We start from the raw sequence: 26,748 nt of genomic DNA on the forward strand, positions 1-26,748 counted from the left end.
GGTGACGATTCCCGAGGGCCGGATCTCTAGCGTTCTGTGCGTGGCCGCGGCGCACGGACCGGCGGCTTCCTGAACCCTCTCCAAGGAGTCGTCATGCGACTGGTGAAACAGCTCGTGGCCGTAGCGGTGGTCGCGTTCGCCGGCAACGCGGGGGTGAGCGCGGTACAGGGGAACGCGCTCCTCACCCTGGTGATCGGCCTCGCGACGGCCGCGCTCGCGCTGTTCGTCTACGCCCGCATGGTGCGCTGGTCCGAGCGCCGCGACCCGGTGGAGGTGGCCACGGCGGGCGCCGCCGCGACGACCGGGCGCGGTGCGCTGATCGGGATGGGGCTGTTCGCCGCCGTGATCGTGAACATCGCCTTCATGGGCGGCTACCGGATCGACGGCATGGGCTCGGTGACGGGCGCGCTGGGGCTGGTCGGCTTCATGGCGGCGGCCGCCGTGACGGAGGAGCTGCTCTTCCGCGGCATCCTGTTCAGGATCGTCGAGGAACGTCTCGGCTCCTGGCTCGCGCTGACGCTCACCGCGGTGCTGTTCGGGCTGGTGCACCTGGTCAACCCGCACGCCGACCTGTGGGGCGCGACCGCCATCGCGATCGAGGCGGGCGGCATGCTCGCCGCCTGCTACGCCGCCACCCGCACCCTCTGGCTGCCGATCGGCCTGCACTTCGGCTGGAACTACGCAGCCGCCGGCATCTTCGGCGCGGAGGTCTCCGGCAACGGCGCCTCGAACGGGCTGCTGCACGGCGTGACGTCGGGCCCCACCGCCCTCACCGGCGGCGCGTTCGGGCCGGAGGGCAGCGTGTACGCGGTGGTGTTCTGCACGCTGCTGACGATCGTGTTCGTGTGGCTGGCCCGCCGGCGCGGCACCTGGATCCCGCTCCGGCGCGGCGCGGCGGCCGGTGAGGACGCTAGGCTCTCCCGATGATCAGCTTCCGCCGGGTCACGGAGCTGTGGCAGCGGCTCCACGTCACGGTCCGGGACGCGCCGCTCGGGGTGGCGCTCATGGTTGCGTCGTTCCTGCCCGCGCTCCAGAACAACGGGACGCAGCTCGGCGACCTGCCGCCCCGCCCCTTCGACGAGCTGGCCGTCGTCGCGATCGCCCTCCAGTGCCTTCCGCTCGCCGTGCGCCGCCAGTGGCCGGCCGTCTCCATCGGCCTGGTCTCGCTCGGGTTCGCCCTCGACCAGGTCCGCGTCTACCACACGGTGGCCGGCACCGCGCTGGGCATCGCGCTCGTCAGCGCGGGCATCCACCTCGAACGCGGCCGGCGGGTCGTCGTGGTCCTGCTGACGGCGGCGTACGTGGCGCTCGCGGTGGTGCTCGACCGGCTCGGCTCGCCCGAGGGGCTGGACGGGTTCACGGTCTTCTACCTGACGCTGGTGCTCGCCTGGTGCATCGGGGCCTGGCTGCGCTCCACCAGGATCGCCGAAGCGGAACGCCGCCGCGCCGTCGCCGAGGCCACCCGCACCGCCGAGCGCACCCGCATCGCCCGCGAGCTGCACGACGTCGTCACCCACCACGTCACGGCGATGGTCGTGCAGGCCGAGGCGGCCCGCTACCTGACCGCGGCCCCCGAACGCCTCGACGCCACCCTGACCGCCGTCACCGACACCGGCCGCCGGGCCATCTCCGACCTGCGGCACCTGCTCAACCTGCTCAACCCCGACCACGACGGCCCCGCCCAGGTCAGGGCGCCCTCGATCGGCGACCTCGGCGAGCTCGTCGAGCAGACCCGCCAGGCGGGGCAGCCGGTGGAGCTCACGGAGGCGGGCGAACCCGCGGGAACCGCGGGCAGCGCCGAGTTCGTGGCCTATAGGGTCGTGCAGGAATCCCTGACGAACGCCCTCAAATACGCCCACGGCAGCCGCACCGCGGTCAGCGTCCGCTACGGCGAGAAGGAGATCACCGTGGAGGTCACCACCGACGGCTCCGGCTCCGCGGCCGGCTCCCCAGGAGGGAGCGGGCGCGGCCTCGCCGGGCTGCGCGAGCGGGTCGACGCCCTCGGCGGCGAGTTCAGCGCCGACCGGCGGGCGGGCGGCGGCTTCGTCGTACGGGCCCGCATCCCCGCGGGGAGCCCGGCGTGACCGCGCCGGTACGCGTCCTCGTCTGCGACGACCAGGCGCTCATCCGCACCGGGTTCGCCACGATCATCGACGCGCAGCCCGACCTGGAGGTGGTGGGCGAGTGCGGCGACGGCCGCGCCGCCGTCGAGCTGGCCCGCGAGCTGGACCCGGACATCGTGGTGATGGACGTCCGGATGCCGGTGCTCGACGGCATCGAGGCGACCCGCCTGCTGGCCGGCGCGGGCGTGGCGCGTCCGGTGAAAGTGCTCGTGGTGACGACGTTCAACCTGGACGAGTACGTCTACGAGGCGCTGCGCGCCGGCGCGAGCGGCTTCCTGCTCAAGGACGCCCCGCCCGCGCAGCTCCTCCAGGGCATCCGCACCGTCGCCTCGGGCGCCGCGCTGCTGGCCCCCGAGGTGACCAGGCAGCTCGTCGGCCGGTACGCCTCCCGCATCCGCCCCGCCGAGCAGGACCAGGACGGCGGCGCGCTCACCCCGCGCGAGCTGGAGGTGCTGCGCCTCATCGCCGACGGCCTGTCCAACAGCGAGATCGCCGCGACGCTGGTCATCAGCCAGGAGACGGTGAAGACGTACGTGTCGCGCATCCTCACCAAGCTCGACCTGCGCGACCGCGTGCAGGCCGTCGTCTACGCCTACCGCAGGGGACTCGTGACCTGACCGGTGCCCTAGGGTGTGGGGCCGTGCGGATCACTTCACTGAACACCTGGGGCGGGGCGATGTTCGACGAGCTCGCCCCCTGGCTCGCCGGCTGCGACGCCGACGTCCTGTGCCTGCAGGAGATCACCCACACCCCGACCGCGGACGGCTGGACCCGGTTCGACGACGACGAGCGTTCGCTGCCGCAGCGGGCCGACCTCCTGGGCGACGTACGCGCCCGCCTGCCCCGCCACCACGCCCTGTTCAGCGCGTGCGACTCCGGCCCGGTCCAGGACCAGGAGCACCGCGTCCACCGGCAGGACTTCGGGCTCGCGACCTTCGTCGCCCCGGCCTTCCCCGTCGTCGGCGTGCGCTCCGGCTTCGCGCACGGCGAGTACGCCGACCACGGCGACCGGTGGCCCAGCGACGGCCGGCCGCGGGTCGCGCTGGCGGTGCGCGTGTTCGACCGGCGGGCCGGGCGCTTCGTCACCGTCGTGAACTTCCACGGCCTGCGGGACGCGAGCGGCAAGGCCGACACCCCCGCCCGCCGCGCCCAGGCCGAACGCCTCGCGGACCTCGTCGCCGGGGCGCGCGAGAAGGGCGACCTGACCGTGGTGTGCGGCGACTTCAACGTCCTGCCCGGCAGCGAGACGTTCCGCGTGCTCGGCGGGCTGGACCTGGTGGACCTGGTGCGGGACGCCGACACCAGGACCTCCCGCTACCCCAAGCCGGTACGGCACGCGAGCTACCTGCTGGTGTCCGAGCCCGACGCGGTGACACGGTTCGAGATCGCAGCCGCGCCCGAGGTGTCCGACCACCGGGCGCTGACGCTCGACCTCTGGGGGTAGCGCGGGCCCGCCTCGTCTCAGCTTTCACGCATGGTGGCCCAGGTCGTCGATACGACTGAGCACCTCGTCCACGTGCGGGCGTACCTGGGCCTTCAACCCGTCGTCCCAGACCTCGTCCTGGTAGTGGCAGGTGAGGTACAGGTTTCTGGCGTGTTCCAGGACGGGACGGTGTCGCGGGGGCAGGAGGGCGAGGGCCCAGTCGGCGGCGGCGTCCTTGGATCTGATCTCACCTGTGGCGAGGGTGGTCCAGATGCGGGCAAGGGTCAGCAGGACGTTGCGGGTGTCGTCGTTCAGCTCGGCCAGGAGTTCGGGGATGCCCGCGACGCTCGCCCGGATGAGGTCGGCGTGCGGCACCGGGTCCAGGAGTCCGGCGAGAGGTGGCCCCGTCAGGGGGCGGGCGCCCGCCAGCGCCACCGTGAGAAGCAGCGCCAGGTCGGGCATCGGGCCGGGCCGGGGAGGCCCGCCCGTCTGTAGTTCGTCGCGCAGCCACTCCCCGAAGAGGAAGTCCCCTGTCGGCGGGAACCGCCAGGGGCGGACCTCGGACTGTACGACGATGGTGAGTTCGACCGGCCGGACGGTGGGCGTGCAGCCGGAGATCTTCAGCAAGCCCTCGACGAGCGCACACCGCCGGCGGTGGTCGAGACTGCGCCGGGTGACGGCCAGGACGTCCAGGTCGCTGGCCGGGGCGAGCTGCCCGAGTGCGGCGGAACCATGGAGATACGTCCCGAGGAGTTCTCCCGCTATGACGTCACGAATGAGTCCGACGGTCTGCTCGAGCTGATTCATCGCACCAGTGTGCCCATGCCGGGCGCCGCGACGCGTTGCCGCACTCCGCGTCCAAAGCGGGGCAGTCGCTCGGATCGGCCGTCAAGGTAGCGGAGGCGCTCCGGCCACCGCAGGCGGCGAACCTGCTCGACGCCGCTGGGGAGGCCTTCCAGTCGGGCCTGATCGTGACTCTGACCGGCGCCGCGGTGCTGCTCGGGCTCACCGCCGCCCTGGCCTTGGTGCTGCTGCGGGAGGCACGGCGAACGTCTCCCGTTCATCTGGACGTCAGGCCCGGTTCACACACTTCTCCCAGCTTCGTGCTGTCGGATGTGTGCGGACGAAAGGAGGGCCATGCTGCACGCGTTCAACCGGTACGAGATCAAGTATCTCGTGGACGCGGTGGAGGCGGCCGAGATCCGCGAGGAGATCGAGCGGCGGCTCGACCGCGACCGCCACAGCGGCGATCGGGGCTACGGCGTCTGGAGCGTCTACTACGACACCCGGCAGCTCCGCTTCTACTGGGAGAAGATCGAGGGGCTGAAGTTCCGCAGGAAGCTGCGGGTGCGCCACTACGGCGACCGGTTCTCGGTGGGCGAGGACACGCCGGTGTACGTCGAGATCAAGCAGCGGGTCAACCGGGTCACCCAGAAGCGGCGGGCGCGCCTGCCGTACCGGGACGCGCTGCTCCTCTGCGACGGGCGCACGCTCGTCGAGCACGAGCCCGCCCAGCGGCCCTTCCTGGAGGAGGTGCTGGACCTGGTCCTGCGCCTCGATCTGCGAGCCGTCGCGACGACCGGCTACACCAGGCACGCCTACCTGGGCCGCGACGCCGACGTGGGCCTGCGGGTGACGTTCGACCAGCGGATCCGCGGCCGGGACAGGGACTTCCACCTCGGCGCGGACGCGGGCGACCGGCTCATCGTGCCCGCCCGCAAGGTGATCATGGAGGTCAAGGCCGACGAGCGGGTGCCGTACTGGCTGACCGACCTCACCGCGAAGCGGAACCTACAGGTCGTGCGGGTCTCCAAGTACTGCCAGAGCGTCGAGGCGCACGGGCTCGCGCCGCGCTCGGTGTTCCACGTTCCTGATCATGACCACGACCTCGACGCCGGCCGCTCCCGGCCGGGCGTCCCCTTGGAGGCATGACCCCCCATGGACTTCTCCTTCCAGGACCTGTCCGGCACGTTCAGCGTGGCCGACATCGCGATCGCGATGGCGCTGTCGTTCGTGCTCAGCGCCATGATCGGCTGGGTCTACCGGGCCACGCACCGCAACGTGTCCTACAGCCAGTCCTACGTCCAGACGCTGGTCGTCCTGGGCATGCTCATCTCGCTGATCATGCTGGTCGTCGGCTCGAACATCGCCCGCGCCTTCGCCCTGGTCGGCGCCCTGTCGGTGGTGCGCTTCCGCAACGCCATCAAGGAGACCCGCGACGTCGGGTTCATCTTCCTGGTGATGGGCGTCGGCATGGCCGTAGGCACCCGCTTCTACCTGCTCGCCGTGGTCGCCGCCGTCGCGATCTCGCTGATCGTCGTGGTCATGCACCGGTTCAACTGGTTCGCGCTCAACGTGCGTCGTCAGGTCGTCAAGGTGCAGGTGCCGTCGGACGACGACTACACCGCGGCGGTCCAGGACGTGCTCGTCCGGCACACCGACGAGTTCGAGCTGGTGAGCATGGAGTCGATCAGAGGCGGCGCGCTGCTCGAACTGATGTACACGGTCAAGATCAAGAAGGGCAGTGAACCCGCGGACGTCATCTCCGGCCTGCGCGCCCGCAACCACGGCCAGGCGGTCACGGTCCTGACCGGGTACGACCAGACCGATCTGTAGGGCCGGGGCCATGGCACAGCTCAAGCACCGCGTCCCGGTCAGGCTGCGGCAGAACTGGAAACTGGTCGCGCTGTGCGCGGCGTTCCTGGCCGTGTGCTGGGGCGTGTTCGGCAGCGGGACGATCCGCCCGTACGTCACCACCGCCCGGACCGCCGAGGCCGGCGCCGTCACCACGAACCTGACCGGCGCCAAGGACCTGTTCGACGCCTCGGTGCCGCACGACGTGCGGATCACGTTCACGGACGAGGCGTACGAGGACATGCTGACCGCCTACTTCAAGGACGGGGAGAAGAAGTACGTCGAGGCCGACCTGGTCATCGACGGCACCCGGATCCCCAGCGTCGGCGTCCGGCTCAAGGGCAACTCCACGTTGCAGGGGCTGACCTGGAAGGGGCAGAGCAAGCGGCGGGTCATGCCGGGCGGCGGCGGGCCCCGCCAGGCCGGCGACGGCCCGCCGGACGGCTTCCAGCCCCCCGAAGGTTTCCAGCCTCCCGAAGGCTTCCAGCCTCCCGAGGGCTTCCAGCCGCCGGGCAACGGGAACGGGCAGCAGCGGGGCAACGGGCGGCCGCCCGGCGGTGGCGGCATGATGCGGGCCTCGCTCAAGGCCGAGGAGCCGGAGAGCCTGCCGTGGCTGATCAGCTTCGACGAGTTCGTGGAAGGCCGCCGCTACCAGGGCCACAGCCAGCTCGCCGTGCGCCCGGCCCTGTCGGGCTCGTCGGCGATGCTGAACGAGGCCCTGGGCATCGCGGTCGTCGGCGCGGCCGGCGAGCCCACCCAGCGCTCCGCCTACGGCTCGTTCACCGTCAACGGCCGCGCCTCGACGCCTCGCCTGCTGGTCGAGTACCTGGACGAGGGCTACGCCGAGGGCCTGGGCGACGGCGTCCTGTACAAGTCGCTGGCCTCCGGCTCCTTCACCTACAAGGGCGAGGACCAGACCGCGTACGGCACCGACTTCAAGCAGGTCAACAAGGTCGGCGGCAGGGACCTGCAGCCGGTCATCGACTTCGTGAAGTGGGTGAACGACTCCTCCGCCGAGGAGTTCGCGGCGGGCCTGGCCGAGCGTCTGGACGTGGAGTCGTTCGCCCGCTACGTGGCCCTGCAGAACCTCATGGTCAACTTCGACGACATGGCCGGCCCCGGCCGCAACTACTACCTGTGGTACGACCTCGCCGCCAAGAAGTTCACGGTCGTCACCTGGGACCTCAACCTCGCCTTCAACGGTGACGCCACGAGCGGCGTGCACGACACGATCGGCATGGGACGCATGGGCGGGCACCCGCTGAAGGAGAAGTTCCTGGCCGACGCCGGCTTCAAGAAGCTCTACGAGGAGCAGTACCGCGCCCTGTACGCCAAGCTGCTGGCCGGCGACGCCGCCTCCGGGCTGCTGGACAAGCTGGTCGCGGCCTACGACCTCAACGAAGGGGCCGACAGCGCCAAGGTCAAGGAGGAGGCGGCGACGTTGCGTACGTTCCTGGAGACCAGGAAGAAGACGCTCGGCGCCGACCAGGCGATCACCGGGCCGTCGTGAGCCGCGCCGCCGCGCCGCCCGTACGCGAGAGGAGGACCCCGGCGACCACGAGGACGCCGCCCGCGACGGTGTTCCAGCCCAGCGGCTCGGCCAGCAGCAGCGTGCCGAGCAACGTCGACCACACGGGCGTCACGTACGTCACGGTGGAGGCGATCGTGGACCCCGCCGAGCGGATCACCCGCAGGTTGAGTATGTACGCCAGCCCGGTGCCGACCGCGCCGAGCAGCACGAGCGCCGCCGCGGCGGGCAGGCCGGGCCAGGACGGCCCGCCGCCGGCGAACGGGGTGACGACGGCCAGCTCGGCGGTCGCGCAGACGATCTGCACGGCCGACAGCGCGGCGGCGGAGCCCTCGCGCCCCGAGTAGAACCTGCGGGTGTAGGCGAACCCGGCCCCGTAGCAGGCCGTGGCCGCCAGGCAGGCGAGGCTCCCGATCGCCGGGCCGCCGCCCGCGCCAGGCCCGCCGGCGAGCACCACGAGCGCCCCGGCGAAGCCGACGAGCAGCCCGAGCAGGCGGCGGGCGGTCGGCCGCTCCTGCGGCACCATGAGCAGGACGAACACCAGCGTGGTCAGCGGCGTCGTCGCGTTCCACACCCCGGCGAGCACCGAGCTGACCAGCGTCTCGCCGTACGCGAGGAGGGCGAACGGCACCGCGTTGAGCAGCGCGGCCACGACCAGCGCGTGCCCCCAGACGGCCCGGTCGCGCGGCAGCGGCTCCCGTCGCAGCGCGCACACCGCGAGCAGGGCGAGCGCGCCGAAGAAGCAGCGCCAGAACGCCACCCACAGCGGCCCGACCCCCGCCTCGACCGCGATCTTGATCAACGCGAAGCTCGCCCCCCAGATGGCGGACAACGTCACGAACGCCGGCATCCACCGCATTGCGTCCCCCTTTTCCACAGCGATGGACGGCATCCTGCTCAGGAGGGGAGCATGAGTCCAACAAGCCGGCCCGCCGACCCTATGAAGGAAGCTCATGACGGTGCACCTGGCCCAGCTGCGGGCCTTCGTGGCGGTGCTCGACGAAGGCGGCTTCAGCGCCGCGGCCGACGCCCTCGGGGTGAGCCAGTCGGCCGTCTCGCACGCCGTCACCGCGCTGGAACGCGCGCTCAAGGCCCCGGTGCTGCTCCGCCAGGGCCCGCCGCGGCCCACGGCGTTCGGTGAGCGGATCCTCGGGCACGCGCGGGCCGCGGTCGCGGCGGCCGTCGCCATCGACGACCTCGTGGCCCTGCGCGACGGCGTGCCGCGCGGGGCCATCAGGCTGGGCGCCCCGCCGTCCGTGTGCCAGGGGCTGCTTCCCGGGCTGCTCAACCGGTGGAAGGCCGACTTCCCCGAGGTCGAGATCACCGTGTTCGAGGGCGAGGACGACGAGGTCGCCGGCTGGCTCGCGGGCTCCGCCGTCGAGCTCGCCGTGCTCGTCGACCCGCCGCCGGGCAGCGGGGTGGTCGTCGGCGTGGACGCCTTCCACGCCCTGCTCCGCCGCGACCACCCGCTCGCGGGGGAGGCGTCGATCAGCGTCGCGGACCTGGAGGACGACCCCTTCCTGCTGTCCCGTGGCGGCTGCGAGTCGCACGTCAGGGAGGTCTTCCGTCAGGGGCGTACGCCGTTCGCGCCCGCGCACCGGATCAGGGAGCTGGGCACACTGCTCGCCATGGTCCGCAGCGGCGTCGGGGTGACCCTGGTGCCCGGTCTCACCGCGGCGATGCTGGACGCGCGGCTCGTCCTGGTGCCGCTCGACCAGCGGGTCACCAGGAGGCTCGTGCTCAGCGGCCCGCCCGGCCGTCCCTGGCACCCCGCCGCCGAGGCCCTCGTCGCCGCCGCTCACCCGCCCGTTTGACGCTCAGCCGCCTGCTTGACGCTCAGCCGCCTGCTTGACGCTCAGCCGCCTGCTTGACGCTCGGCCGCCCGCTTGACGCTCAGCCGGCCTCCGCGGCGAGCAGGCGGGCGAGCTCGCGCGGCCGGGTCAGCATGGGCCAGTGCCCGGAGTCGAGGTCGGCGAACGTGACGTTCCTGGCCCGCGCCAGCTCGGGCACGTCCCCGGCGTCGATCCACGCCTTCGCCTCGGCCGGCCTGAACTCGGGGCACACGACGACCACGGGCACGTCGTGACGGCGCTCGTCGGTCAGCCGGACGACGCCCCTGGCGACCCCCTCGGGCACGGGGATCGCGGCGGCGGCGAAGGCCCGCCTGGCGTCCTCGTCGAGATCGGCAGAGTCGGCCCCCTCGAACGGCCCCCACCCGGGGAAGGGCATGACGCCGTCCGTCACCTCGAAGAAGTCCGCGTACGCGGCCCCGTCGGCGGCCGGGAAGCCGCCGACCAGGGCCACCTTGGCGATCCGCGCGGGCCGCGCGTCGGCGGCCAGCCACGCCAGGCTGCACGCGGCCGAGTGTCCCACCACCATGACCTCGCCGGAGGCCGCGTCCAGGGCGGCGAGCACGGCCGCCACCTGGTCGCCGAGTGTGGCCGAGGCCGAGCCGTCGCCCTGGCCGGGCAGGGCGACCGGCACCGGGCGGTGGCCGAGCGCGGCCAGCTCGGGCACGACGTCGTCCCAGGCGGAGGCGTCGAGCCAGAGGCCGCCGATGAGCAAGATGTCCACGGTCAGTCTTCCTTCTCCAGTGCGTTCTTCAGGGCGTTCAGATCGCGTTCGGCGTAGAGCCGGTGCTCCCACTCCTCGCGGAGGATGATGTGGAGGCATTCCTTGACGGGGAAACGTTCGAGTCGCGGCCAGCCGGGCTCGGTGCGGGTCACCTCGGCGGCCAGCCGCTCGTCGGTGAGCGCGTCCAGGACGCCGCGCACCATGGCCTGCCGCTCGCGGCGGACGGCGAGCACCTCGTCGAGCGAGGGGCGCAGGTCGCGCTCCCACGGGATGTCGTCCCACCGGGGCGCCTCGTCCCAGGGCAGGTCGAGCGGATGCCAGGGCGAGGGGTCGCCGAGGACCATCCGGCCCGCCCAGGCGGCGGAGGCGAAGTTCAGGTGCCGCAGGGTCTGGATGAACGACCACTCGTCATCGACGCCGCGGTGCAGCGCGGCCTCCGGGAACGTACGGGCCCGCGCGAGCGTGCCCTCCCACAGCCGCTCCAGGATCGCCCACGCCTCGCGGAAGCCGGCGGGGTCCTCGGGGCGCATCTTCGCCCGGTCCGGCATGCGCCGGTCGAGCTCGGCCTCGACCAGCGGGGCGATGTCGACGCCGTTCACGACGACGTTGCTCAGCTCGCCGGCGATCTCGACGTCGATCAGCTCGACGCCGCGCAGGCGGGTCCGCCGGAACAGCACGCCGCGGAGGTCGGCCCCGGTGAGATCGATCCTGTGCATCCGGGCGTCGACCAGGTCCACCCGGTGGAAGGTGGCGTCCTGGAGGTTCACGCGCTCGAAGCGCGCCGCGGAGAGGTCCCGCTCGCGAAACTCGTCCATGAGCCCCGACCCTAGGCCCCATTCCGGACGTTGTGCTTCCGGTTCCGCATCGAGGGCGGGCTGCCAGGATGTTCCGATACGTTGGAGTTCATGGTCGCCGCCCCCGCTTCCACCGCCGCCCGCACGGAGACGACCCGGCTCGACTGGCTGGACGCGCTGCGCGGCCTCGGCGCCCTGGCGGTGGTGGGGGAGCACCTGACGACGTGGGCCATCCCCTGGCTGCGGCCCACCGCGATCAATCTCGGCATCTACGGCGTGCTGGTGTTCTTCCTGGTCAGCGGCTACATCATCCCGCACTCGCTGGAGCGGCACGGCGACGTGCGGGTGTTCTGGATCGGCCGCGTCTTCCGGCTCTACCCGCTCTACCTGGCGGCGATCGTGCTGACGCTGGCGCTCTCGCCGTGGGTCGCGGTCCGCGCCGAGGTGCCGCGCGACGGCTCGGCGGTGGCCGCGCACGCGACGATGCTGCTCGACGCCGTCGGGTCGGCCGGGGTGCTCAACACCATGTGGACGCTCTCGTACGAGATGGTGTTCTACCTGCTCGCGGCGGCGCTGTTCGTGCTCGGCGTACGCGACGGGCGGGGCGTGCTGCCGGTGCTGCCGGCCGTGGTGGCGGCGGTGACCGGCCTGGTGTGGGCCGCGCCGCCGCTGTCGGGGGCGTGGCTGTCGTGGGTGTCGCTGGCCGTGTTCGCCGCCGGGCTGGCCTGCGTGCTGGCCGGGCGGGCGGTGCGCGGCGCGAGCGTGGCGCTGGGGGTCATGGCGCTGGCGCTGCTGCTTTTCAGCAGCCGGGTGCCGTGGTTCGGGGCGGCGATCGTGGCGGTGATGTTCGCCGGCACCGCCATCCACCGATGGGAACGCGGCCAGGGCCGGCTGTGGCCGGTCGGCGTCGCGGCGGCGCTGGTGGCCGCGACGCCCGTGTGGGCGCTCAGCGCCGGCTGGTGGTGGGTGCGTCCGCCTGTGTGGATCCTGACCGTCGTGCTGGCCGCCGCCACCTTCGGCGCGGCCATGGCGCTGCGCGGCCGGCGGCTGCCCGCCGCGCTGACCGGGCTCGGCGTCGTCAGCTACTCGCTCTACCTGGTGCACCTGCCGCTGCTGCTGGTCCTCATGGCCGTGCTAGGGGAGATGCGGTGGGCCCCGGCGGGCGCGCAGCTCGGCGTCGGCGCGCTCGTGCTCGCCCTGCTGCTGCCGCTGAGCTGGCTCAGCCACCGCTTCCTGGAACTGCCCGGCCAGCGGCTGGGCCGGAGGCTGGCCCGCCGCCTTCGATGAGGGTGTCGATGGCGGCGAGCAGGCAGGCGAAGTCCTCGTCGCGTACGTGCCGGTCGTGGTGGTCGAAGCGGCCGGCGGCCTCGCCGGCGGCGTAGCCGAGGACGGCGGTGCTGATCAGCCGCTCGGCGCGGGCGGCCCGGTCGGGCGCGAGCCCGGCCTGCCGCAGCGCCGCCACGACGCCGTCGCGGATCTCGCGGGACCGCTCGGTCGCCGCCGGGCGCTGGAGCAGCAGCGGGAAGACCGCCGGATGGCGGGCCGCGATGTCGCGGATCGCGGCGGCCATCGCGCCCAGCCGCTCCCGCCAGGACGCCTGCTCCGGGGGCAGCGGGGGGAGCAGCGCCTCCACGAGCGCGTCGAGCAGGTCGTCCTTGCTCGCCACGTGCCGGTAGAGCGCCATGGTCGTGACGCCGAGACGGGCGGCGACGGCCGGCATGGTGAGCCCGGCGAGGCCGTGCTCGTCGGCGACCGCCATCGCGGCGGCCACGACGGCGGAGCGACTGATCTGCGCGGGACGTCCCATTCCATAAGTGTATGACGTACGCTTACGCCATACGCAAACGGGAGGCGTCATGCGGATCCTGTTGTCGGACGGGTCGGGGCTGACCTCGCGGCAGTGCGCCACCGTGCTGTCGCGCGCCGGCCACCGGGTGGAGGCGCTGTCGCCCGACCCCCTGTGCGTGTGCGCCTTCACCCGGCACGTCCGGCGCGTGCACCGGGTGCCCGCCTTCGGCGACGACCCGTTCGCCTGGCTGGAGTCCGCCCTCACGATCTACGACGAGGGCGGCTTCGACGTGCTGCTGCCCACGCAGGAGCAGGTGAGCGTGCTGTCCGCGGCGGCCGGGCGCCTGCGCGCGCGGGGCGTGGCCACGGCGGCGCCGCCGTTCCCGGCGCTCGCCGCCGTGCAGGACAAGGTGACGGCGTACGCCACGCTGGAGGCGGCGGGGGTGCCGCAGCCGCCGTCGGCCGTGGTGTCCGGCCCGGCGCGGGCCGCCGCGTGGGAGGCGTACCCCGCCTATCTCAAGCGGCCGGTCGGCACGGCCTCCAGCGGGGTGATCCGCCTGGCCGGGCCCGCGAGCCTCGCGGACCTGACCTGGCCGGAAGGGGAGCGCCGGCTGATCCAGCAGGAGGCGCGCGGGCCGCTGGTGATGACGCAGGCGGTCTTCGCCGCAGGGGAGCTGGTCGCCTTCCACGCCTGCCGCCGCACCGGCGAGGGCTCGCGCGGCGGCGCGAGCCGCAAGCTCGGCCTGCGCCTGCCCGAGGCGGAAGCGCAGCTACGGCGGCTCGGCGGCGGCCTCCGCTGGCACGGCGCCCTGTCGGCCGACGTCATCCTGACCGCCGACGGCCCCGTCGTCATCGACGTGAACCCACGGCTGGTCGAGCCGGTCAACGCGCTGCTGTCCGGGGTCGACCTGGTGACGCCGCTGCTGGAGCTCGCCCGCGGCCGGACCCCGTCCCCGCAGCCGGCGGGCAGGGCAGGGGTGGCCACCCATCAGCTGCTGCTCGCGGTGCTGGGCGCGGCCGAGCACACCGGGCGGCGGCGGGCCGTGCTCGGCGAGCTCGCCGCCGCGCTGCTGCGCCGCGGCGGCTACGCGGGCAGCGCGGAGGAGCTGACGCCCGGCCCCGACGCGCGGGCCGCGCTGCTGCTGGCCGCCGTGTCCGGGCTGGTGCTCGCCCGCCCGCGCGCCTGGCGGCGCTTCGCGACGGGCAGCGTCACCGCGTACGCGCTCAGCCCGGAGGGATGGGACCGCATCCGGGACGACCGCATTCCCCTCGGCGGGCGCCCACGCGATGAAGGAGGACATGAATCCTCGCGCACGACGCCGCCCGCCTGCTCGGCCTGACTCCCGGCCCGTCTTGGCGATCTCTGGCGTGCGGCGGGGTGCGAACTGGCAGAATTCCCCCAACGCTGGGTGATCCCGGCGTGTCTTACCGCAATGCTGCAATACGGAGAAGAAGGCACAGTGTCGATCGAGACGGGACCGGCCGAACCCGCCGCGCTGACGGACCCCGCCGACCCCCGCCGTCGTGGCGCCATCCGGGCGACCGCCCAGGCCATCGGGGCGGCCCGGCGTACCGTCGTCATCGGCTGCGGCGGCGGCTCCGGGCCGGCGCGCGTCCTCGGCCGCCGCGGGCTCACCCTGGGGCACGACGTCCGGCTCGCCCTCGGCTCGACCACCGCCCAGGCCGTCCAGGTGTCCCAGCTGCAGGCGGGCGACTGCCTGGTCGTGCTCCACCTCTGGCGCCCGGCCCGCGGGCTGCGCGGCCTGACCCGGCTGGGCAGGGAGCGCGGCGCCACCGTCTGCGTCCTGACCGACCTGCGCTCCTCGCCGCTCGCCGAGGAGGCCCACCACCTGATCGTCACGCCCGTCGAGGGCTTCCGCGACGGCCCCTCCCGCGCCGCGATGGTCGCGGACGTGCACGCCGTCCTGGCCGAGCTCACCGCCCCCGGAGCCGCCGGGGATGGGCAACCGCACCGGTACGTGCCATCCTGACGAGAGAGCCCGGCACGTACGGGAGGAGGGGCCGGCGTGCGAGTCGTCGTCATCGGCGCGGGGGTCGTGGGATCGGCGGTCGCTGCGGGGCTGACCCGGCGCGGCGCGCGGGTCACCGTCCTGGAGGCGCGCACCCCGGGATCGGGCACCTCCGCCACCTCCATGGCCTGGGTCAACGCCAACAACAAGCGGCTTGAGGAGTACTTCCGCCTCAACCACGCCGGGGTCCTGGCGCACCACGAGCTGCCGGGCCCGTGGCTCTTCCCCACCGGCCACCTCGAACGCGCGACGACCGACGAGCACAAGGAGCTGCTGGAGGCGCGGGTGGCGCGACTGGCGTCCCTCGGCTACCCGGTGGAACGGGTGACCGCGGCGCGGGCCGGCGACCTGGAGCCCGACCTGGTCCGGCCCCCCGGCGCCGAGTACGCGTTCTTCCCCGGCGAGGCGCACGTCCACCCGATGCGGCTGATCGGACGGCTGCTGGGCGAGGCCCGCGACGGCGGGGCGGCGGTCGAGTACGGCGCCGAGGTCACGGCGATCGAGGCGTCGGCGTCCGGGGTGAAGGTGACCGTGACCGGCGGCCGCTCGTTCGACGGCGACGCCGTGGTGACCTGCGCCGGGCGCTGGACGCAGGGAGTGGCGGCGCTGGCCGGCGCGTACGTGCCCATGCTGGACCCGGCCACTTCCGGCCGCCTCACCAACGGCTTCCTGGTCACCACGGCCCCGGTGCCGGCCCGCCTGTCCCGGATGGTCACCACCTCCGGGCTCAACATGCGCCCCGACGGAGCCGGGCGGCTCCTGCTCCAGGCCCTGGGGCTGGACGACCGGGCCGATCCGGCCGCGCCGGTGCCGGCCGACGTCCGGGACACGATGCTGGCCAGGCTGCCGGCCGCGCTGCACGCCACCGAGGGGGTCACGGCCGAGCGGGCGGTCGTGGGGCAGCGCGCTCTTCCTGGCGACGGGCTGACGGTGGCGGGCTTCGCCGACCCGGCGGGGCGCGTGTACACCGTGGCCACCCACAGTGGCGTCACCCTCGCCCCGCTGCTCGGGCGGGAGGTCGCCGGCGAGCTGTACGGCGCGGAGTCGGCGCTGCTCGCCCCCTTCCGCCCCGGCCGCTTCACGGACGGCACCGCCGGTCCGCCGCCCGTTCCGGCCCGCCGCGCAGGCGAGCAGTAACCCTGACCCACCGGAGGCAGGAAAGCAGCTGAAGCATGCCTTCATGACGAATGACGTCACCTTGTGCCACCAGGACGGGTTGTGGTGACGCCATCATGGTGTCATAGTGACGTCATGGATCTGGCTCCGTATGTCGATCGACTTCGCCGCGAGCTGGCCGGCGCCGCAGGGGCGGGCGGTGAGGAGACGCGCGCGCTGGCCGAACGCCTCTCCGCCGCGCTCGAACCGGCCGCCAGGCTCGCGCTGCTCGAAGCGTTGTCCGCCGCCGCGGACGAGATCACCCGCGACCTCGCGCCCGGCGCGGTCGAGGTGCGCCTGCGCGGGCGCGACCCCGACTTCGTCGTGACGCCACCGCCCGGCAGCGGCGGCGAACCGTACGAGGAGGACGGCGTTCCCGCCCGCCCGCCCGTGACGCCGGCGCCGCCCGAAGCCGACGAGGGCGGCACCTCCCGGATCTCGCTCCGGGTGCCCGAGCACCTCAAGCCGCGCATCGAGGAGGCCGCCGGTCGCGAAGGGCTGTCGGTCAACGCCTGGCTGGTCCGGGCCGTGGCCGGCGCGCTCGACGCCGGCGAGCCTGGCCGCCGGCCTGGCCGCCCGCCGCAGCCGCAGTCCGGCAGGCGCTTCAGCGGCTGGGTGCGCTGATGTCCACCCCGACCCACCACGGAGGAGCCGTGATGCCGACCTTCGACACCCCCGACCCCATCCACGTTCTCGTCGACGTGCCGACCGCGGTCGTCCGGATCAGCGCGAGCGAGCGCGCGGACACGGTCGTCGAGGTCCGTCCGGCCGACGAGACCGACGACACCGACGTCCAGGCCGCGCGGGACGTCCAGATCGACCACGCCGGCGGCCGGCTCCTCGTCCGCGCCGACCCGGCCGCGCCCAGCTCGGCGCCCGGCTGGGGGCTGTCGCTCGGCAGGCTCATCGAGTCGCCGGCGGACTGGGCGCGTTCGCTGCTGCGCGGGCAGGGCGCGGTGCAGGTGGCGATCCACCTGCCCGCGGGCTCCCGCGTGGACGCCAAGGCGGCGGCGGGCCTGCACTGCCGCGGGCCGCTCGGCCAGGTGACCTTCGCCACTTCCTACGGCGACATCCGCGTCGAGCGGGCCGGCCGCCTGCGGCTCCAGTCCACCCACGGCGACATCTCGGTCGACCACGCCACCGGGCACGCCGAGGTCACCACGACCAACGGCTACATCCGCCTCGGCCGGATCGACGGCACGGCGGTCGTCAAGAGCGCCCACGGCGACGTACGCATCGGCGAGGTGACCGGCGAGCTGCGCCTGAACACCGCCTACGGCGAGGTGACCGTGGACCGCGCGCTGGCCGGCGTCACCGCCAGGACCGCGCACGGCGGCGTGAACATCGGCGAGGTGGTCTCCGGCGCGGTCGTCATGGAGACCACCGGCGGCGGGCTCGACCTCGGCATCCGCGAGGGCAGCGCCGCCTGGCTCGACGTCAGCTCCAAGTACGGCCTCGTGGACGTCCGCCTGGACTCCGCGGACGGCCCCGGCTCGGCCGGCGACGTCGTCGAGGTGCGCGCCCACACCGCCTACGGCGACATCGTCATCCAGCGTTCCTGAGGAGGAGAGCTTCCATGACCGACGCGATCACGGCCACGGGCCTGGTCAAGAGATACGGCGACGTGACCGCCCTCGACGGCCTGGACCTGGCCGTGCCCGAGGGGACGGTGTTCGGGCTGCTCGGGCCCAACGGCGCGGGCAAGACCACGACCGTGCGGGTCCTGACGACCTTATTGAGACCGGACGCCGGGCACGCCACGGTGGCCGGGCTCGACGTCGTACGCGACGCCGCCCGGCTGCGCGCCCGCATCGGCGCCTCCGGCCAGTACGCCGCCGTGGACGACCACCTCACCGGCGCCGAGAACCTGGAGATGGTCGGCCGCCTCTACCACCTGGGCGCGCGGCGCAGCAGGGAGCGCGCCCGCGAGCTGCTGGAGCGCTTCGACCTGACCGACGCCGCCGACCGCCCGGTGCGGGGCTGGTCGGGCGGCATGCGGCGGCGGCTCGACCTGGCCGGGGCGCTGGTGGCCGGCCCGCCCGTGCTGTTCCTCGACGAGCCCACGACCGGCCTCGACCCCCGGGCCCGCGCGGGACTGTGGGACGTCATCGCCGAGCTCGTCGCGGAGGGCGCGACGGTGCTGCTCACCACCCAGTACATGGAGGAGGCCGACCGGCTCGCCGACCGGATCGCGGTCGTCGACCGGGGCCGGGTGATCGCCCGCGGCACCGCCGACGAGCTGAAGGACCAGATCGGCGGCGACCGCGTCGAGCTGTCGGTGACCGGCACGGCCGACCTGGAGGCCGCCGCGCGGGCGCTGGCGCCGCTGGCCGTCGAGGACATCCAGGTCGACGCCGCCGCCCTCCGGATGACCGTCCCGGTCACCGGCGGCGCGGCGGCGCTGACCGAGGCGCTCGCCCGGCTGGCCGCCGAACGGATCGCCGTCCGCGACGCGGGCCTGCGCCGCCCGACCCTGGACGACGTGTTCCTGACCCTCACCGGCAAGATCGAGGAGACCGTACGATGAACGCCCTCCGGCTCGCCGCCGCCGACGGCCTCACGATCGCCAGGCGGGACGCGCTGAAGATCCGGCGCGCCCCCGACCTGCTGGGCGGCGTGATCACGCTGCCCATCGTGTTCGTGCTGCTGTTCGCCTACGTCTTCGGCAGCATGATCAGCCTGCCCGGCATGTCCTACGGCGAATACCTGCTCCCCGGCATCTTCGTCATGACGATCGTCATGAGCTCCCAGATCACCGGCTACACGCTGACCCAGGACCTGCAGAAGGGCATCTTCGACCGGTTCCGCACGCTGCCGATGTCGCCCTCGGCGGTGCTGGTCGGCCAGACCGTCAGCGACGTGATCATGAACCTGGCCAGCGTCATCACGATGGCGCTGGTCGGGCTGCTGGTCGGCTGGCGGATCCACAGCTCGCCGGGGGAGGCCGCGCTCGGCTTCCTCATGCTGCTGCTGTTCTCGTACGCCTTCTCGTGGGTGACCGCGACGGTCGCGCTGGCGCTGCGCACGCCCGAGACGTTCAACAACGTGGCCACCATCGTCTCGTTCCCGATCGTCTTCCTGTCCAACGCCTTCGTCGACAGCGCCCGCCTGCCGGGGCCGCTCAAGCCGATCGCCGAGTGGAACCCGGTCTCCACGCTGATCCAGGGCACGCGCGAGCTGTTCGGCAACACCAGCGCGGCCATGCCCGTGCCCGACGTCTGGCCGCTGCGGAACGCGGTGGCGGCCTCGCTGCTCTGGTCGGTGGTGCTGCTGGCGGTGTTCGTGCCGCTCGCCACGCGGCTCTACCAGCGGGCGATCAGCCGCTGACCCGCCCGCCGGGCGGCGCGGCCCCCTCGCTCAGCCGCGGTCGGGGGCCGCGCCGTCGAGGACGTGGTCGATGCGGGCGGCCAACTCGACGTCCCGGGCCGTCACCCCGCCCGCGCTGTGGGTGGACAGCCGGAACCGGATGCCGTCGGAGGTGTGCTCGATCTCCGGATGGTGGTCGAGCACGGCGGCCTCGTTCATCACCGCCTCGGTCAGCCAGCCGTGGCTGTCCGGCGTCACCGGCACGTCCTTGAGCAGGGCGTCGCCTTCGCGGCGCCAGCCCTCCAGCGCCGCGAGCGCGGTGTCGATGTCCTCGTCGGTCAAGAGCCCCTTGGCCATGTCGCCTCCCGTGTCGAGATCCGCTTCTCGCCTACCACGGGCCGGGGCGTTCACACCTCGATCAGTCGGCGAGGTAGCTGATCGAGCTCACCTCGTAGCCGCTGGCCCGGGTGCCGCGCACGTGCATCAGCATCGCGCCGCCCTCGTACGAGTAGGCGCACGCGGACCCCTTGGGCTCGGCCGTGCACCCCTGGAAGTGGTAGGCGACGCCGTGCGGGTCGTACTTGACCTTGAACAGCGTCTTCACCGCGCCCGTGGAGGCGATCTCAAGGGCGCTGTAGCGGTCGCCGCGCCGCCAGGCGGCGAAGAGCCGCGTCGCCGCCGTGGACGGCTTGGTGACGTGCCGCGACTGGTAGACCTTCGTGACCTTGGAGCCGGTCACCACCATCGCGATGCCGTCCAGCCCGCCGGGCACGCGCACGCTCGTGTGCGTGAACCGGCACACCGCGCCGGAGCAGCCGGCGAAGCGGTCGGGCGCGCGGTAGGGGTAGCCGAAGATCGTGGCGACCGCGGCCGGGGTGGCCACCTTCGCGGCGGCCGCGCGGTCGGCGGCCAGCCAGGCGCGGAACAGCTTGTTCGCCACTCCGGCGGGCGCGGCGGCGGCGGTGGCAGGGGCGGCGGAGGCGGGGCCGGCGGTGGTGAGCGTCGTCGTCGCGGCCACCGCGAGCGCGGCGCCGCCGAGAACCAGTCGTCTGTACACGGCCCGACCTTACGGCCGGCGTCTTGCGTCCCGATTGCCCGCGGCTTGCAGCCGCTTGGATGATCTAATCGACGTATGGGATTACCCCGCTTGATGAGCGCCTTGATGCTCCTGGGAGGCAGTCTGATCGGCTGCGCCCCCGGCCACGGGGCCATGCACGGCGGCGGCCAGGTGTGCATTGACCGGGCGAACCGGGAGAACGCCCTCTATCTGAAGGCGGTCAGCGCTGTTCTGCCGTCGGGCAAGCGCGTGAGCGTCGACGAGTGGAACGGATGCGACTCCGCCGACAACGGCGCCTCACTGTCCGTCCTGGTCGACCCGGAACTCCGACGCGATCAGTTGTGGCAGGCGTTCGTCAAGGCGGGGTGGTCGCCGGCCTCGCAGACCTGCAGCACTCCACGCTGCGGATTCCAACTCGTCCACCACGTGGACGAACGGCTCGTCGGGATCGCGTTCGAAGAGACCGGACGAGAGGGCCTGTGGGTCGTCGCGGCTGCGGCCGACTCCTGCTGGGACGACCGCGGCTATCGGTGCGAATAGGCACAGAGACGGCCCCATGACCACGGGGCCGTCTCTGTTCGATCAGCCGCCTCAGCGGTGGTCGGTGACCTGGCGGGCCTGCTCGCGGGCGTGCTGCGCGGTGTCGCCGGCCGCCTCGGCGGCGGTCTCCCGCACCTGCTGCGCGGCCTGGCCGGCCACCTCCTTGGCCTCCTGGCCGAGCTGCCGCACGCTCTCCATCCCGGCCTCCCTGACCGGCTCCAGCACGTCGCCGACCTGCTCGCGGAGCTGGCCGACGGCCTGCTCCTCGGCCTGCGTACGCGGGATGAGCGCGGCGGCCAGCAGCCCCGCGCCGAACGCGATCAGCCCGGCGGCCAGCGGGTTGCCCTGCGTGCCGCGCATCGCCTGCTCCGGCGCGGCCCGTACCGCCTCGGCGGCCTGATGGGCGCCGTGCCGTACGGTGTCGGCCGCCTGCTGCGAGCCCTCCCTGACCGTCTGCGCGGCCTGGTGCGCGCCGTGGGCCACGCTGCCCGCGCCCTGGTGCGCGCTCTCGCGTACCCGGTCGGCGGCGTGGGCCGGCGTGCCCATGACCCGCTCGCGGAACGTGCGCGCGGCCCGCCGTACGCCCTCGGTCCGCCGCCGCGCGATGCGGGACGGGCTCGTCCGGTCGGCCAGCCGGTCGACGTCGGCGGCCAGCTCGGCGCGCGTGGCCGCGATCTCGCTTCTCATTTCCTCAGGTCGCGTGCCCACTGCACGTCCTCCTTGAGCGTCTCGATGGTCTGCTCGGGCTTGGGTTCGACCTCACGCATCCGGTTGCGTCCGGTCGTGTACATCACGCCGCCGGCGATCGCCCAGATCACCGCGACGATGAACGCCGCCCAGCCCAGGTCCATGACGTTGCCCAGGCCGAACATGACGGCCAGGGTCAGCAGCAGCGCCGTCATGGAGGCGGCGAACCCGGCGCCGCCGAGCAGCCCGGCGGCCTTGCCCGCCTTGGTGGCCTCCTCGCGGATCTCCGCCTTGGCCAGCGCCACCTCCTGGCGGAACAGTTTGGAGATGTCCTCGCCGATCTCGCCGACCAACTGGCCGATCGTCGGTTCCTCCGGTTGCACGGTCATGGCAGGTCACTCCCGGTGCCGTAGGTGGGGGGAGTGGAGCGCGGCGGAACCTGCCGCGGCTCTTCCGGGCCGGGCACCGCCGGTCCCGGCTCCTCGTACGCGGGCGGGACCACGGGCATGGTCTCCTCGCGGGCGGAGAACGCGTCGCCGACCGGCGCGGGCGGGGCGACGGGCGCGGGCGGGGCGACCGGGGCGGGGCCGCTCGGCACGGTGTCGGCGGAGGACAGCGGGGACCGCTGCCCGGGACCGGACGTCGTCTCCGGGCTCTCGTTCGCGGCCTTCATGATCCGGCCCACCAGGAAGCCCGCGGCCAGCGCCCCCGCGAGGAACGCGCCGGGGCGGCGGCGGGCGAAGCTCTGCACGTCGTTGACCATCCCGGTCAGGCCGTTGCGGTCCAGGTAGTCGGCGGCGCGGTGGCCCTGGCCGGCGATCTGGCGTACGACGCCGGTGACCGGGGAGTCGGGCTTGGCGTGCTCCTGCAGGGACGACAGGTCCTCGGACCACTGCCGCAGGCTCTGGGCGGCGCGCTGGCTCTGGTGATCGGACTGCTCGCGCACCCGGTTGCGCAGCTCGTTCACGGCGCGGCGGGCCTGGTGCCTGGCCTCGTCCGCGACCTGCGCCGTGCGTTCCACGGCGGTGCCTGCCACCTCGCGGGCGGCGTCCTTGCCCTGTTGGAGCGTTCCTTCCTGCGGAGAGGCCGGTCGCCCGGTCCCCGTCGGATACTCGCTCATGGGATGCCTCCTCGTGCGACTGATGTCGCTTGCGGCTACCCAGAGTGTCAACAACAAACCAAAACAGCCCCAACGCAGGGCAAAGCGGGCTCCTTACCAGAGCACCCAGGGGCTCGCCCATCGCTCCAGAGGAGCCGGGGGAGTGGGGCAGGCCGGGAGGGCCCGGGACGCCGGAGGCGCTGGGGCCGCTCGAAGGGGCGAGGAGCGGGGGCAGGGGCTCGGGGGTGGGGGATTCGACGTCGCCGGTGTCGCGCTCGCGCGCCATACGGTGCCCATGCCCCCGGCGCCGATCTCGTCGAGCAGCGTGTAGCGGCTGCCCAGGGATGACTCCGGCCTGTCCTGCCCCATCAGTTTGATCCCCCTGTGCCGTGCGCTGAAGATCAAACTATAAGGATTTCACCTTGGCGAAACCTTAAGCGAACAGCGAACGGGTACATTGCCGCCATCCTCACGAACATGGACCCCTTCATCGGCACAGCGGCCACCGACCTGCCTCCCGCACGCGGTCTCGCCGCCACTTGGTGGTGGCCGAAGCCGCAGGTCGGCAACACGCACCCGGGTGCGACCTCGCCGCTCGGCATGGTTTCCGCCTGCGCCTACTCGGGCGCCTACCCCACGGGCTACGGCCGCTACGCCAAGAACACCGAGGGCGTGCCCGAGGAGATGTTCGAGCGGCTGCAGGCGTCCGGATTCACCCACTTCCAGCAGTCCGGCACCGGCGCGATCCGCAAGTACTACAACTACGTCCGGGTCACCCCGATGGTGCAGCCGCTCGACGACCTCAACGAGTCCTGGCCGCTGCACGACGAGGTGGCCGAGGCGGGCTACTACGCCGCCACCCTCGACACGGGCATCCGCTGCGAGCTGACCGTGGGCACCAAGGTCGCCGTGCACCGCTACACCTTCCCCGAGCACTCCAGCGCCCGCGTGGTGATCGACCTGTCCTGCGGCGGCCTCGGCATCGACCTCGGCCGTACGGTGCCGGTCCGGGCGCAGGCCGAGAGCATGGGGCTCGGCCGGGCGCAGGGCACGGTGGTGATGGAGGGCGTCCCGCTGTCGGTCTACCTGGAGGTGGACAGCCCCGGCTGGCGGCAGATGCTCTGGTACGACCGCCGCCTCATCCACGGCGGCACCCGCCTCGACTTCGACAGCATCCGGCAGACCACGCTGCGCCCGTTCGGCATGCTCTTCATGGGCCCGGCGCGGGCGGGGCAGACGGTCGAGGTGCGGCTCGGGTTCTCGCTGCGCGGCTGCGAGCAGGCCCGCGCCAACCTCGAACGCGAGTGCGGCCAGTCGAGCTCCGCCTTCGACACCGTGCGCCTGCGCACCCGCGCCCGCTGGGGCGACCATCTCGGCCGCGTCCAGGTCGAGGGCGGCACGCCCGCCCGCCGTACGGTCTTCGGCACCGCGCTCTACCACGCGCTGATCAAGCCGTGCTTCGGCGACGACGAGAGCCCGTTCTGGCCGACCCCCGGGCCGTTCGCGTTCGACGTGTGCACCATGTGGGACATCTACAAGACCCAGCTCCCGCTGCTGTCCGCCATCGTCCCCGAGCGGGCGAACGACCTGCTGGAGTCGCTGATCCGGGTCTGCGAGGAGGAGGGCAACTTCCCGATCGGCTACCGCATGGCCCGCGGCGCCGACCGGTTCTTCCGCCAGGCGAGCGCGCTCGTCCACACGGCGCTGGCCGACGCCCACGCGCTCGGCCGCACCGCGCTCGACTGGAACTGGGCGCTCGTGCACATGGTCGGCGACCTGCGCCGCATGTACGGCGAGGACTTCTTCGAGCACGGCGTGGTGCACCCCATCACCCACACCCTCGACCTGGCCTACGCCCACCACTGCACCGCCAAGGTCGCCCGCGCGCTCAACGACCGCCGGCTGGCCGACGACCTGGAGCGGTGCGGCAGCCAGTGGACCAACGCCTTCGACCCCGGCACGGGCCTGCTGCGCGACTCGGAGTTCTACGAGGGCGGCAAGTGGAACTACTCCTTCCGCCTGCTGCACGACATGGCCGCCAGGATCGACCTGGCCGGCGGCGACAAGGAGTTCATCGACAAGCTCGACCGCTTCTTCGGCTACGGGGCGCGGCCGGTGCGGCAGCCAGGCCGGCGCCCGGACCCCGCGGAGATGGCGGCGGGATACGCGCTCAACCGGTTCGAGGGCCTGAACAACGAGCCCGACATGGAGGCGCCCTGGGCCTACCACTACGCGGGCCGCCCCGACCGCACCGCCGAGGTGGTGCACGCGGCGCTCACCTGGCAGTTCGGCACCGGGCCCGGCGGCCTGCCGGGCAACGACGACTCGGGCGGCCTGAGCTCCTGGTACGTGTGGGCGTCGCTGGGCCTGTTCCCGGTCGCCGGGCAGAGCCTGTTCCTGGTCAACGCGCCCGCCTTCGAACGTGCCGTGCTCCGCACCGGCGACGGCGAGTTCGTCGTCGAGACCAGCGGCCACCGCGAGACCCCGATCGGCGTGGACGGCCCGGAGGGCCACCCGCCCCCGCAGTACGTGCAGTCGGCGACGCTCGACGGCAAGCCTCTGCACGCGACGCACCTGGACGCCGTCACCGTGCACCGCGGCGGCGTCCTCCACCTCCGGCTCGGACCGGAGCCGTCGGCGTGGGGCCGGGAGCTCCGGCCCCCGTCTCTTTCCGATCCACCCGCGACATAGGAGGTAGCGCGATGCTCCCCCCACATCGCCGTCTCGTCATCGTGGTCAGGGCCGACCCGGTCATCTGCGGTCACTCGGGCGAAGCACGCAATCTCGCCGAGGTGGCGCTGACCCGCGGGTTCACCGACGTACGGTTGCTGACGTGGCCGATCCCCGCGCTGCAGGCGGCAGGGCTGCCGCTCAAGCCGCTGGACCGGCTGCTGCCGTACAGTCCCGGCATCACCGTGGAGCGGCCGGGACCGGTCGGCGACTACCGGGTGCCGGACGGGCGCCATCAGGCCGGGCTCACCGGGCGGCTGGTCGAGCTGCTGGCCGAGCCGGTGCCGACCGTCTGCCTGTCGATGTACCTCGCGCCGCACACCTCGGTCGTCGTGGACGCGGTCGCGGCGGCCCGCGCGGCCGGTTACGCGCCCGACGTCCACACGGTCGCCAAGGCGGTCGGCTCCGATGTCACCAACGTGATCCGCTCGTGCCTGCGCGAGGGCCGGTTCGGCGCGGCGACCGTGCTGTTCACCACGTTCCTGGCCAACGACGAGGTCGTCGCGGTCTCCGACTACACCAGGGACGAGATCATCGCCTCGGCCGAGCAGGTGGACGCGCAATGCGGCACCGACTTCGCCGAGCAGTGCCGGCGGCGGGTGACCGTCAGCTACCCGCCGATCGACTCCACGGCCTTCCTCGGCCTCGACCGGGCGGAGGTGGACGCCGCGCTCGCCCGCCGCGGGCTGGACCGCGACGGTTACGTGCTGTTCCTCTCGCGGGTGACCCGCGCCAAGGGCATCTACGAGCTGGTGACGGCCTTCGCGCGGACCCGCTGCCGCTCGCGGGTGAAGCTGGTCGTCGCGGGCACGGGCCCGGCGCTGGCCGAGGTCAGGGCGCTGGCCGCGGCGGACGAGCGGGTGGTCTTCCTCGACGACGTGGACGACCGGGAGAAGGCGCTGCTCATGAACGGGTGCGCGGCCTACGCGCTGCCCACCAAGCCCGAGCCCGACTTCGTGGAGACCTTCGGCATCGCCCTGGCCGAGAAGATGCTGGCCGGCGGCGGGCCGATCATCACCACCACGACGGGCGGCGCGCCGGAGGCGGTCGGCGACACCGCCGTCATCGTCCGGCCCGGCGACGTCCCGAGTCTGGTGGCGGCCCTCGACCGGGTGGTGCTGGACCTGTCGGCCGCCGAGCGGCACGACATGGAGATGCGGGCCCGCGCCCGCGCGCTGCGCTTCGACCGGGCGGCGGTGTTCGACGACCTCTTCCCGCCGACGCCGGCGATCGAGGTCGCCTGACGCTCCTGCGACGGGCGGGCCTCGCGTCCGTGCGAG

At 73.3% G+C, this 26,748-nt stretch carries 29 protein-coding genes; 19 read left to right on the forward strand and 10 right to left on the reverse strand.

Annotated features, from left to right (window positions below):
- Positions 1–93: 93 nt before the first annotated feature.
- Genes ABD292_RS10885 through ABD292_RS10900 form a run of 4 tightly spaced genes read left to right on the forward strand, consistent with a single transcriptional unit; the run spans position 94 to position 3,567 of the window.
- Positions 94–927 carry a CPBP family intramembrane glutamic endopeptidase gene (locus ABD292_RS10885; RefSeq protein ID WP_344206973.1) on the forward strand — a complete coding sequence of 278 codons (834 nt, stop codon included), beginning with the start codon at positions 94–96 and terminating at the stop codon, positions 925–927.
- The gene (locus ABD292_RS10890; protein ID WP_344206974.1) at positions 924–2,084 is read left to right on the forward strand and encodes a sensor histidine kinase; all 1,161 of its coding nucleotides are present in this window, start codon (positions 924–926) and stop codon (positions 2,082–2,084) included. The genes ABD292_RS10885 and ABD292_RS10890 overlap by 4 nt, the downstream gene beginning before the upstream one ends.
- On the forward strand, positions 2,081–2,740 hold the full coding sequence (locus tag ABD292_RS10895; protein ID WP_344206975.1) for a response regulator: 660 nt from the start codon (positions 2,081–2,083) through the stop codon (positions 2,738–2,740). The genes ABD292_RS10890 and ABD292_RS10895 overlap by 4 nt, the downstream gene beginning before the upstream one ends.
- 23 nt (positions 2,741–2,763) lie before the next feature.
- Complete coding sequence (locus ABD292_RS10900) at positions 2,764–3,567, forward strand: endonuclease/exonuclease/phosphatase family protein (RefSeq protein WP_344206976.1); 804 nt, start codon at positions 2,764–2,766, stop codon at positions 3,565–3,567.
- Between the two features lie 24 nt (positions 3,568–3,591).
- On the opposite strand, the gene ABD292_RS10905 is transcribed toward ABD292_RS10900, so the two are convergent.
- On the reverse strand, positions 3,592–4,353 hold the full coding sequence (locus ABD292_RS10905) for an aminoglycoside adenylyltransferase domain-containing protein (RefSeq protein ID WP_344206977.1): 762 nt from the start codon (positions 4,351–4,353) through the stop codon (positions 3,592–3,594).
- Between the two features lie 330 nt (positions 4,354–4,683).
- Between ABD292_RS10905 and ABD292_RS10910 the strand changes: the two genes are divergently transcribed.
- Genes ABD292_RS10910 through ABD292_RS10920 form a run of 3 tightly spaced genes read left to right on the forward strand, consistent with a single transcriptional unit; the run spans position 4,684 to position 7,690 of the window.
- Complete coding sequence (locus ABD292_RS10910; RefSeq protein WP_344206978.1) at positions 4,684–5,478, forward strand: polyphosphate polymerase domain-containing protein; 795 nt, start codon at positions 4,684–4,686, stop codon at positions 5,476–5,478.
- 6 nt (positions 5,479–5,484) lie between these two features.
- Positions 5,485–6,162 (forward strand): DUF4956 domain-containing protein, encoded by a 678-nt coding sequence (locus ABD292_RS10915; protein ID WP_344206979.1) that lies wholly within the window; start codon positions 5,485–5,487, stop codon positions 6,160–6,162.
- 10 nt (positions 6,163–6,172) lie between these two features.
- Positions 6,173–7,690, forward strand: a complete 1,518-nt coding sequence (locus tag ABD292_RS10920) for a CotH kinase family protein (protein ID WP_344206980.1) — start codon at positions 6,173–6,175, stop codon at positions 7,688–7,690.
- Here ABD292_RS10920 and ABD292_RS10925 read toward each other — a convergent pair.
- On the reverse strand, positions 7,674–8,567 hold the full coding sequence (locus tag ABD292_RS10925) for a DMT family transporter (protein ID WP_344206981.1): 894 nt from the start codon (positions 8,565–8,567) through the stop codon (positions 7,674–7,676). The genes ABD292_RS10920 and ABD292_RS10925 overlap by 17 nt on opposite strands.
- A gap of 94 nt (positions 8,568–8,661) precedes the next feature.
- On the opposite strand from ABD292_RS10925, the gene ABD292_RS10930 reads away from it, so the two are divergent.
- Entirely contained in the window at positions 8,662–9,522 is an 861-nt protein-coding gene (locus ABD292_RS10930; protein WP_344206982.1) for a LysR family transcriptional regulator, read from the forward strand.
- 79 nt (positions 9,523–9,601) lie between these two features.
- Here the strand turns inward: ABD292_RS10930 and ABD292_RS10935 are convergent, their stop codons facing one another.
- Both ABD292_RS10935 and ABD292_RS10940 read right to left on the reverse strand, forming a co-directional pair.
- On the reverse strand, positions 9,602–10,282 hold the full coding sequence (locus ABD292_RS10935) for an alpha/beta fold hydrolase (RefSeq protein ID WP_344206983.1): 681 nt from the start codon (positions 10,280–10,282) through the stop codon (positions 9,602–9,604).
- A 2-nt stretch (positions 10,283–10,284) separates the two neighbouring features.
- Positions 10,285–11,097 carry a DinB family protein gene (locus ABD292_RS10940; protein ID WP_344206984.1) on the reverse strand — a complete coding sequence of 271 codons (813 nt, stop codon included), beginning with the start codon at positions 11,095–11,097 and terminating at the stop codon, positions 10,285–10,287.
- 90 nt (positions 11,098–11,187) lie between these two features.
- Here ABD292_RS10940 and ABD292_RS10945 point away from each other — a divergent pair, with 90 nt between their 5' ends.
- Positions 11,188–12,363, forward strand: coding sequence for an acyltransferase family protein (locus ABD292_RS10945; protein ID WP_344206985.1), 1,176 nt, complete (start codon positions 11,188–11,190; stop codon positions 12,361–12,363).
- Here the strand turns inward: ABD292_RS10945 and ABD292_RS10950 are convergent.
- The gene (locus ABD292_RS10950) at positions 12,296–12,883 is read right to left on the reverse strand and encodes a TetR/AcrR family transcriptional regulator (RefSeq protein ID WP_344206986.1); all 588 of its coding nucleotides are present in this window, start codon (positions 12,881–12,883) and stop codon (positions 12,296–12,298) included. The two genes, ABD292_RS10945 and ABD292_RS10950, sit on opposite strands and share 68 nt — an antisense overlap.
- Positions 12,884–12,932: 49 nt before the next feature.
- Between ABD292_RS10950 and ABD292_RS10955 the strand changes: the two genes are divergently transcribed.
- The 7 genes from ABD292_RS10955 (at position 12,933) to ABD292_RS10985 (ending at position 19,376) form a co-directional block, all read left to right on the forward strand.
- Positions 12,933–14,204, forward strand: coding sequence for a hypothetical protein (locus tag ABD292_RS10955; RefSeq protein WP_344206987.1), 1,272 nt, complete (start codon positions 12,933–12,935; stop codon positions 14,202–14,204).
- 120 nt (positions 14,205–14,324) lie between these two features.
- Positions 14,325–14,855 carry a MurR/RpiR family transcriptional regulator gene (locus ABD292_RS10960; protein ID WP_344206988.1) on the forward strand — a complete coding sequence of 177 codons (531 nt, stop codon included), beginning with the start codon at positions 14,325–14,327 and terminating at the stop codon, positions 14,853–14,855.
- Between the two features lie 36 nt (positions 14,856–14,891).
- Positions 14,892–16,031, forward strand: coding sequence for an NAD(P)/FAD-dependent oxidoreductase (locus tag ABD292_RS10965; RefSeq protein WP_344206989.1), 1,140 nt, complete (start codon positions 14,892–14,894; stop codon positions 16,029–16,031).
- Between the two features lie 114 nt (positions 16,032–16,145).
- Positions 16,146–16,673 (forward strand): hypothetical protein, encoded by a 528-nt coding sequence (locus ABD292_RS10970; protein WP_344206990.1) that lies wholly within the window; start codon positions 16,146–16,148, stop codon positions 16,671–16,673.
- 32 nt (positions 16,674–16,705) lie between these two features.
- Positions 16,706–17,611, forward strand: a complete 906-nt coding sequence (locus ABD292_RS10975; protein WP_344206991.1) for a DUF4097 family beta strand repeat-containing protein — start codon at positions 16,706–16,708, stop codon at positions 17,609–17,611.
- Positions 17,612–17,625: 14 nt separating this feature from the next.
- Positions 17,626–18,576, forward strand: coding sequence for an ATP-binding cassette domain-containing protein (locus tag ABD292_RS10980; RefSeq protein ID WP_344206992.1), 951 nt, complete (start codon positions 17,626–17,628; stop codon positions 18,574–18,576).
- Positions 18,573–19,376, forward strand: coding sequence for an ABC transporter permease (locus tag ABD292_RS10985; protein WP_344206993.1), 804 nt, complete (start codon positions 18,573–18,575; stop codon positions 19,374–19,376). Before ABD292_RS10980 ends, ABD292_RS10985 begins: the two co-directional genes overlap by 4 nt.
- A 30-nt stretch (positions 19,377–19,406) precedes the next feature.
- Here ABD292_RS10985 and ABD292_RS10990 read toward each other — a convergent pair whose 3' ends face one another.
- Together ABD292_RS10990 and ABD292_RS10995 are read right to left on the reverse strand one after the other, a co-directional pair.
- A complete protein-coding gene (locus ABD292_RS10990; RefSeq protein ID WP_344206994.1) occupies positions 19,407–19,712 on the reverse strand; it encodes a 4a-hydroxytetrahydrobiopterin dehydratase in 306 nt (101 codons plus the stop codon).
- A gap of 61 nt (positions 19,713–19,773) precedes the next feature.
- Positions 19,774–20,412 (reverse strand): hypothetical protein, encoded by a 639-nt coding sequence (locus tag ABD292_RS10995; protein WP_344206995.1) that lies wholly within the window; start codon positions 20,410–20,412, stop codon positions 19,774–19,776.
- Positions 20,413–20,505: 93 nt separating this feature from the next.
- On the opposite strand from ABD292_RS10995, the gene ABD292_RS11000 reads away from it, so the two are divergent.
- The gene (locus tag ABD292_RS11000; RefSeq protein WP_344206996.1) at positions 20,506–20,952 is read left to right on the forward strand and encodes a hypothetical protein; all 447 of its coding nucleotides are present in this window, start codon (positions 20,506–20,508) and stop codon (positions 20,950–20,952) included.
- 51 nt (positions 20,953–21,003) lie between these two features.
- Here the strand turns inward: ABD292_RS11000 and ABD292_RS11005 are convergent, their stop codons facing one another.
- Genes ABD292_RS11005 through ABD292_RS11015 form a run of 3 tightly spaced genes read right to left on the reverse strand, consistent with a single transcriptional unit; the run spans position 21,004 to position 22,759 of the window.
- The gene (locus ABD292_RS11005; RefSeq protein ID WP_344206998.1) at positions 21,004–21,639 is read right to left on the reverse strand and encodes a DUF3618 domain-containing protein; all 636 of its coding nucleotides are present in this window, start codon (positions 21,637–21,639) and stop codon (positions 21,004–21,006) included.
- Entirely contained in the window at positions 21,636–22,028 is a 393-nt protein-coding gene (locus ABD292_RS11010; RefSeq protein WP_344206999.1) for a phage holin family protein, read from the reverse strand. Before ABD292_RS11010 ends, ABD292_RS11005 begins: the two co-directional genes overlap by 4 nt.
- Positions 22,025–22,759 carry a hypothetical protein gene (locus ABD292_RS11015; protein ID WP_344207000.1) on the reverse strand — a complete coding sequence of 245 codons (735 nt, stop codon included), beginning with the start codon at positions 22,757–22,759 and terminating at the stop codon, positions 22,025–22,027. The genes ABD292_RS11010 and ABD292_RS11015 overlap by 4 nt, the downstream gene beginning before the upstream one ends.
- A gap of 456 nt (positions 22,760–23,215) precedes the next feature.
- Between ABD292_RS11015 and ABD292_RS11020 the strand changes: the two genes are divergently transcribed.
- Both ABD292_RS11020 and ABD292_RS11025 read left to right on the forward strand, forming a co-directional pair.
- A complete protein-coding gene (locus tag ABD292_RS11020) occupies positions 23,216–25,429 on the forward strand; it encodes a GH92 family glycosyl hydrolase (protein ID WP_344207001.1) in 2,214 nt (737 codons plus the stop codon).
- Between the two features lie 11 nt (positions 25,430–25,440).
- Entirely contained in the window at positions 25,441–26,712 is a 1,272-nt protein-coding gene (locus tag ABD292_RS11025) for a glycosyltransferase (RefSeq protein ID WP_344207002.1), read from the forward strand.
- The last annotated feature ends 36 nt before the right edge of the window (positions 26,713–26,748 follow it).

The sequence above is a fragment of the Nonomuraea bangladeshensis genome (genome assembly GCF_039529455.1).
GTDB lineage: Bacteria > Actinomycetota > Actinomycetes > Streptosporangiales > Streptosporangiaceae > Nonomuraea > Nonomuraea bangladeshensis.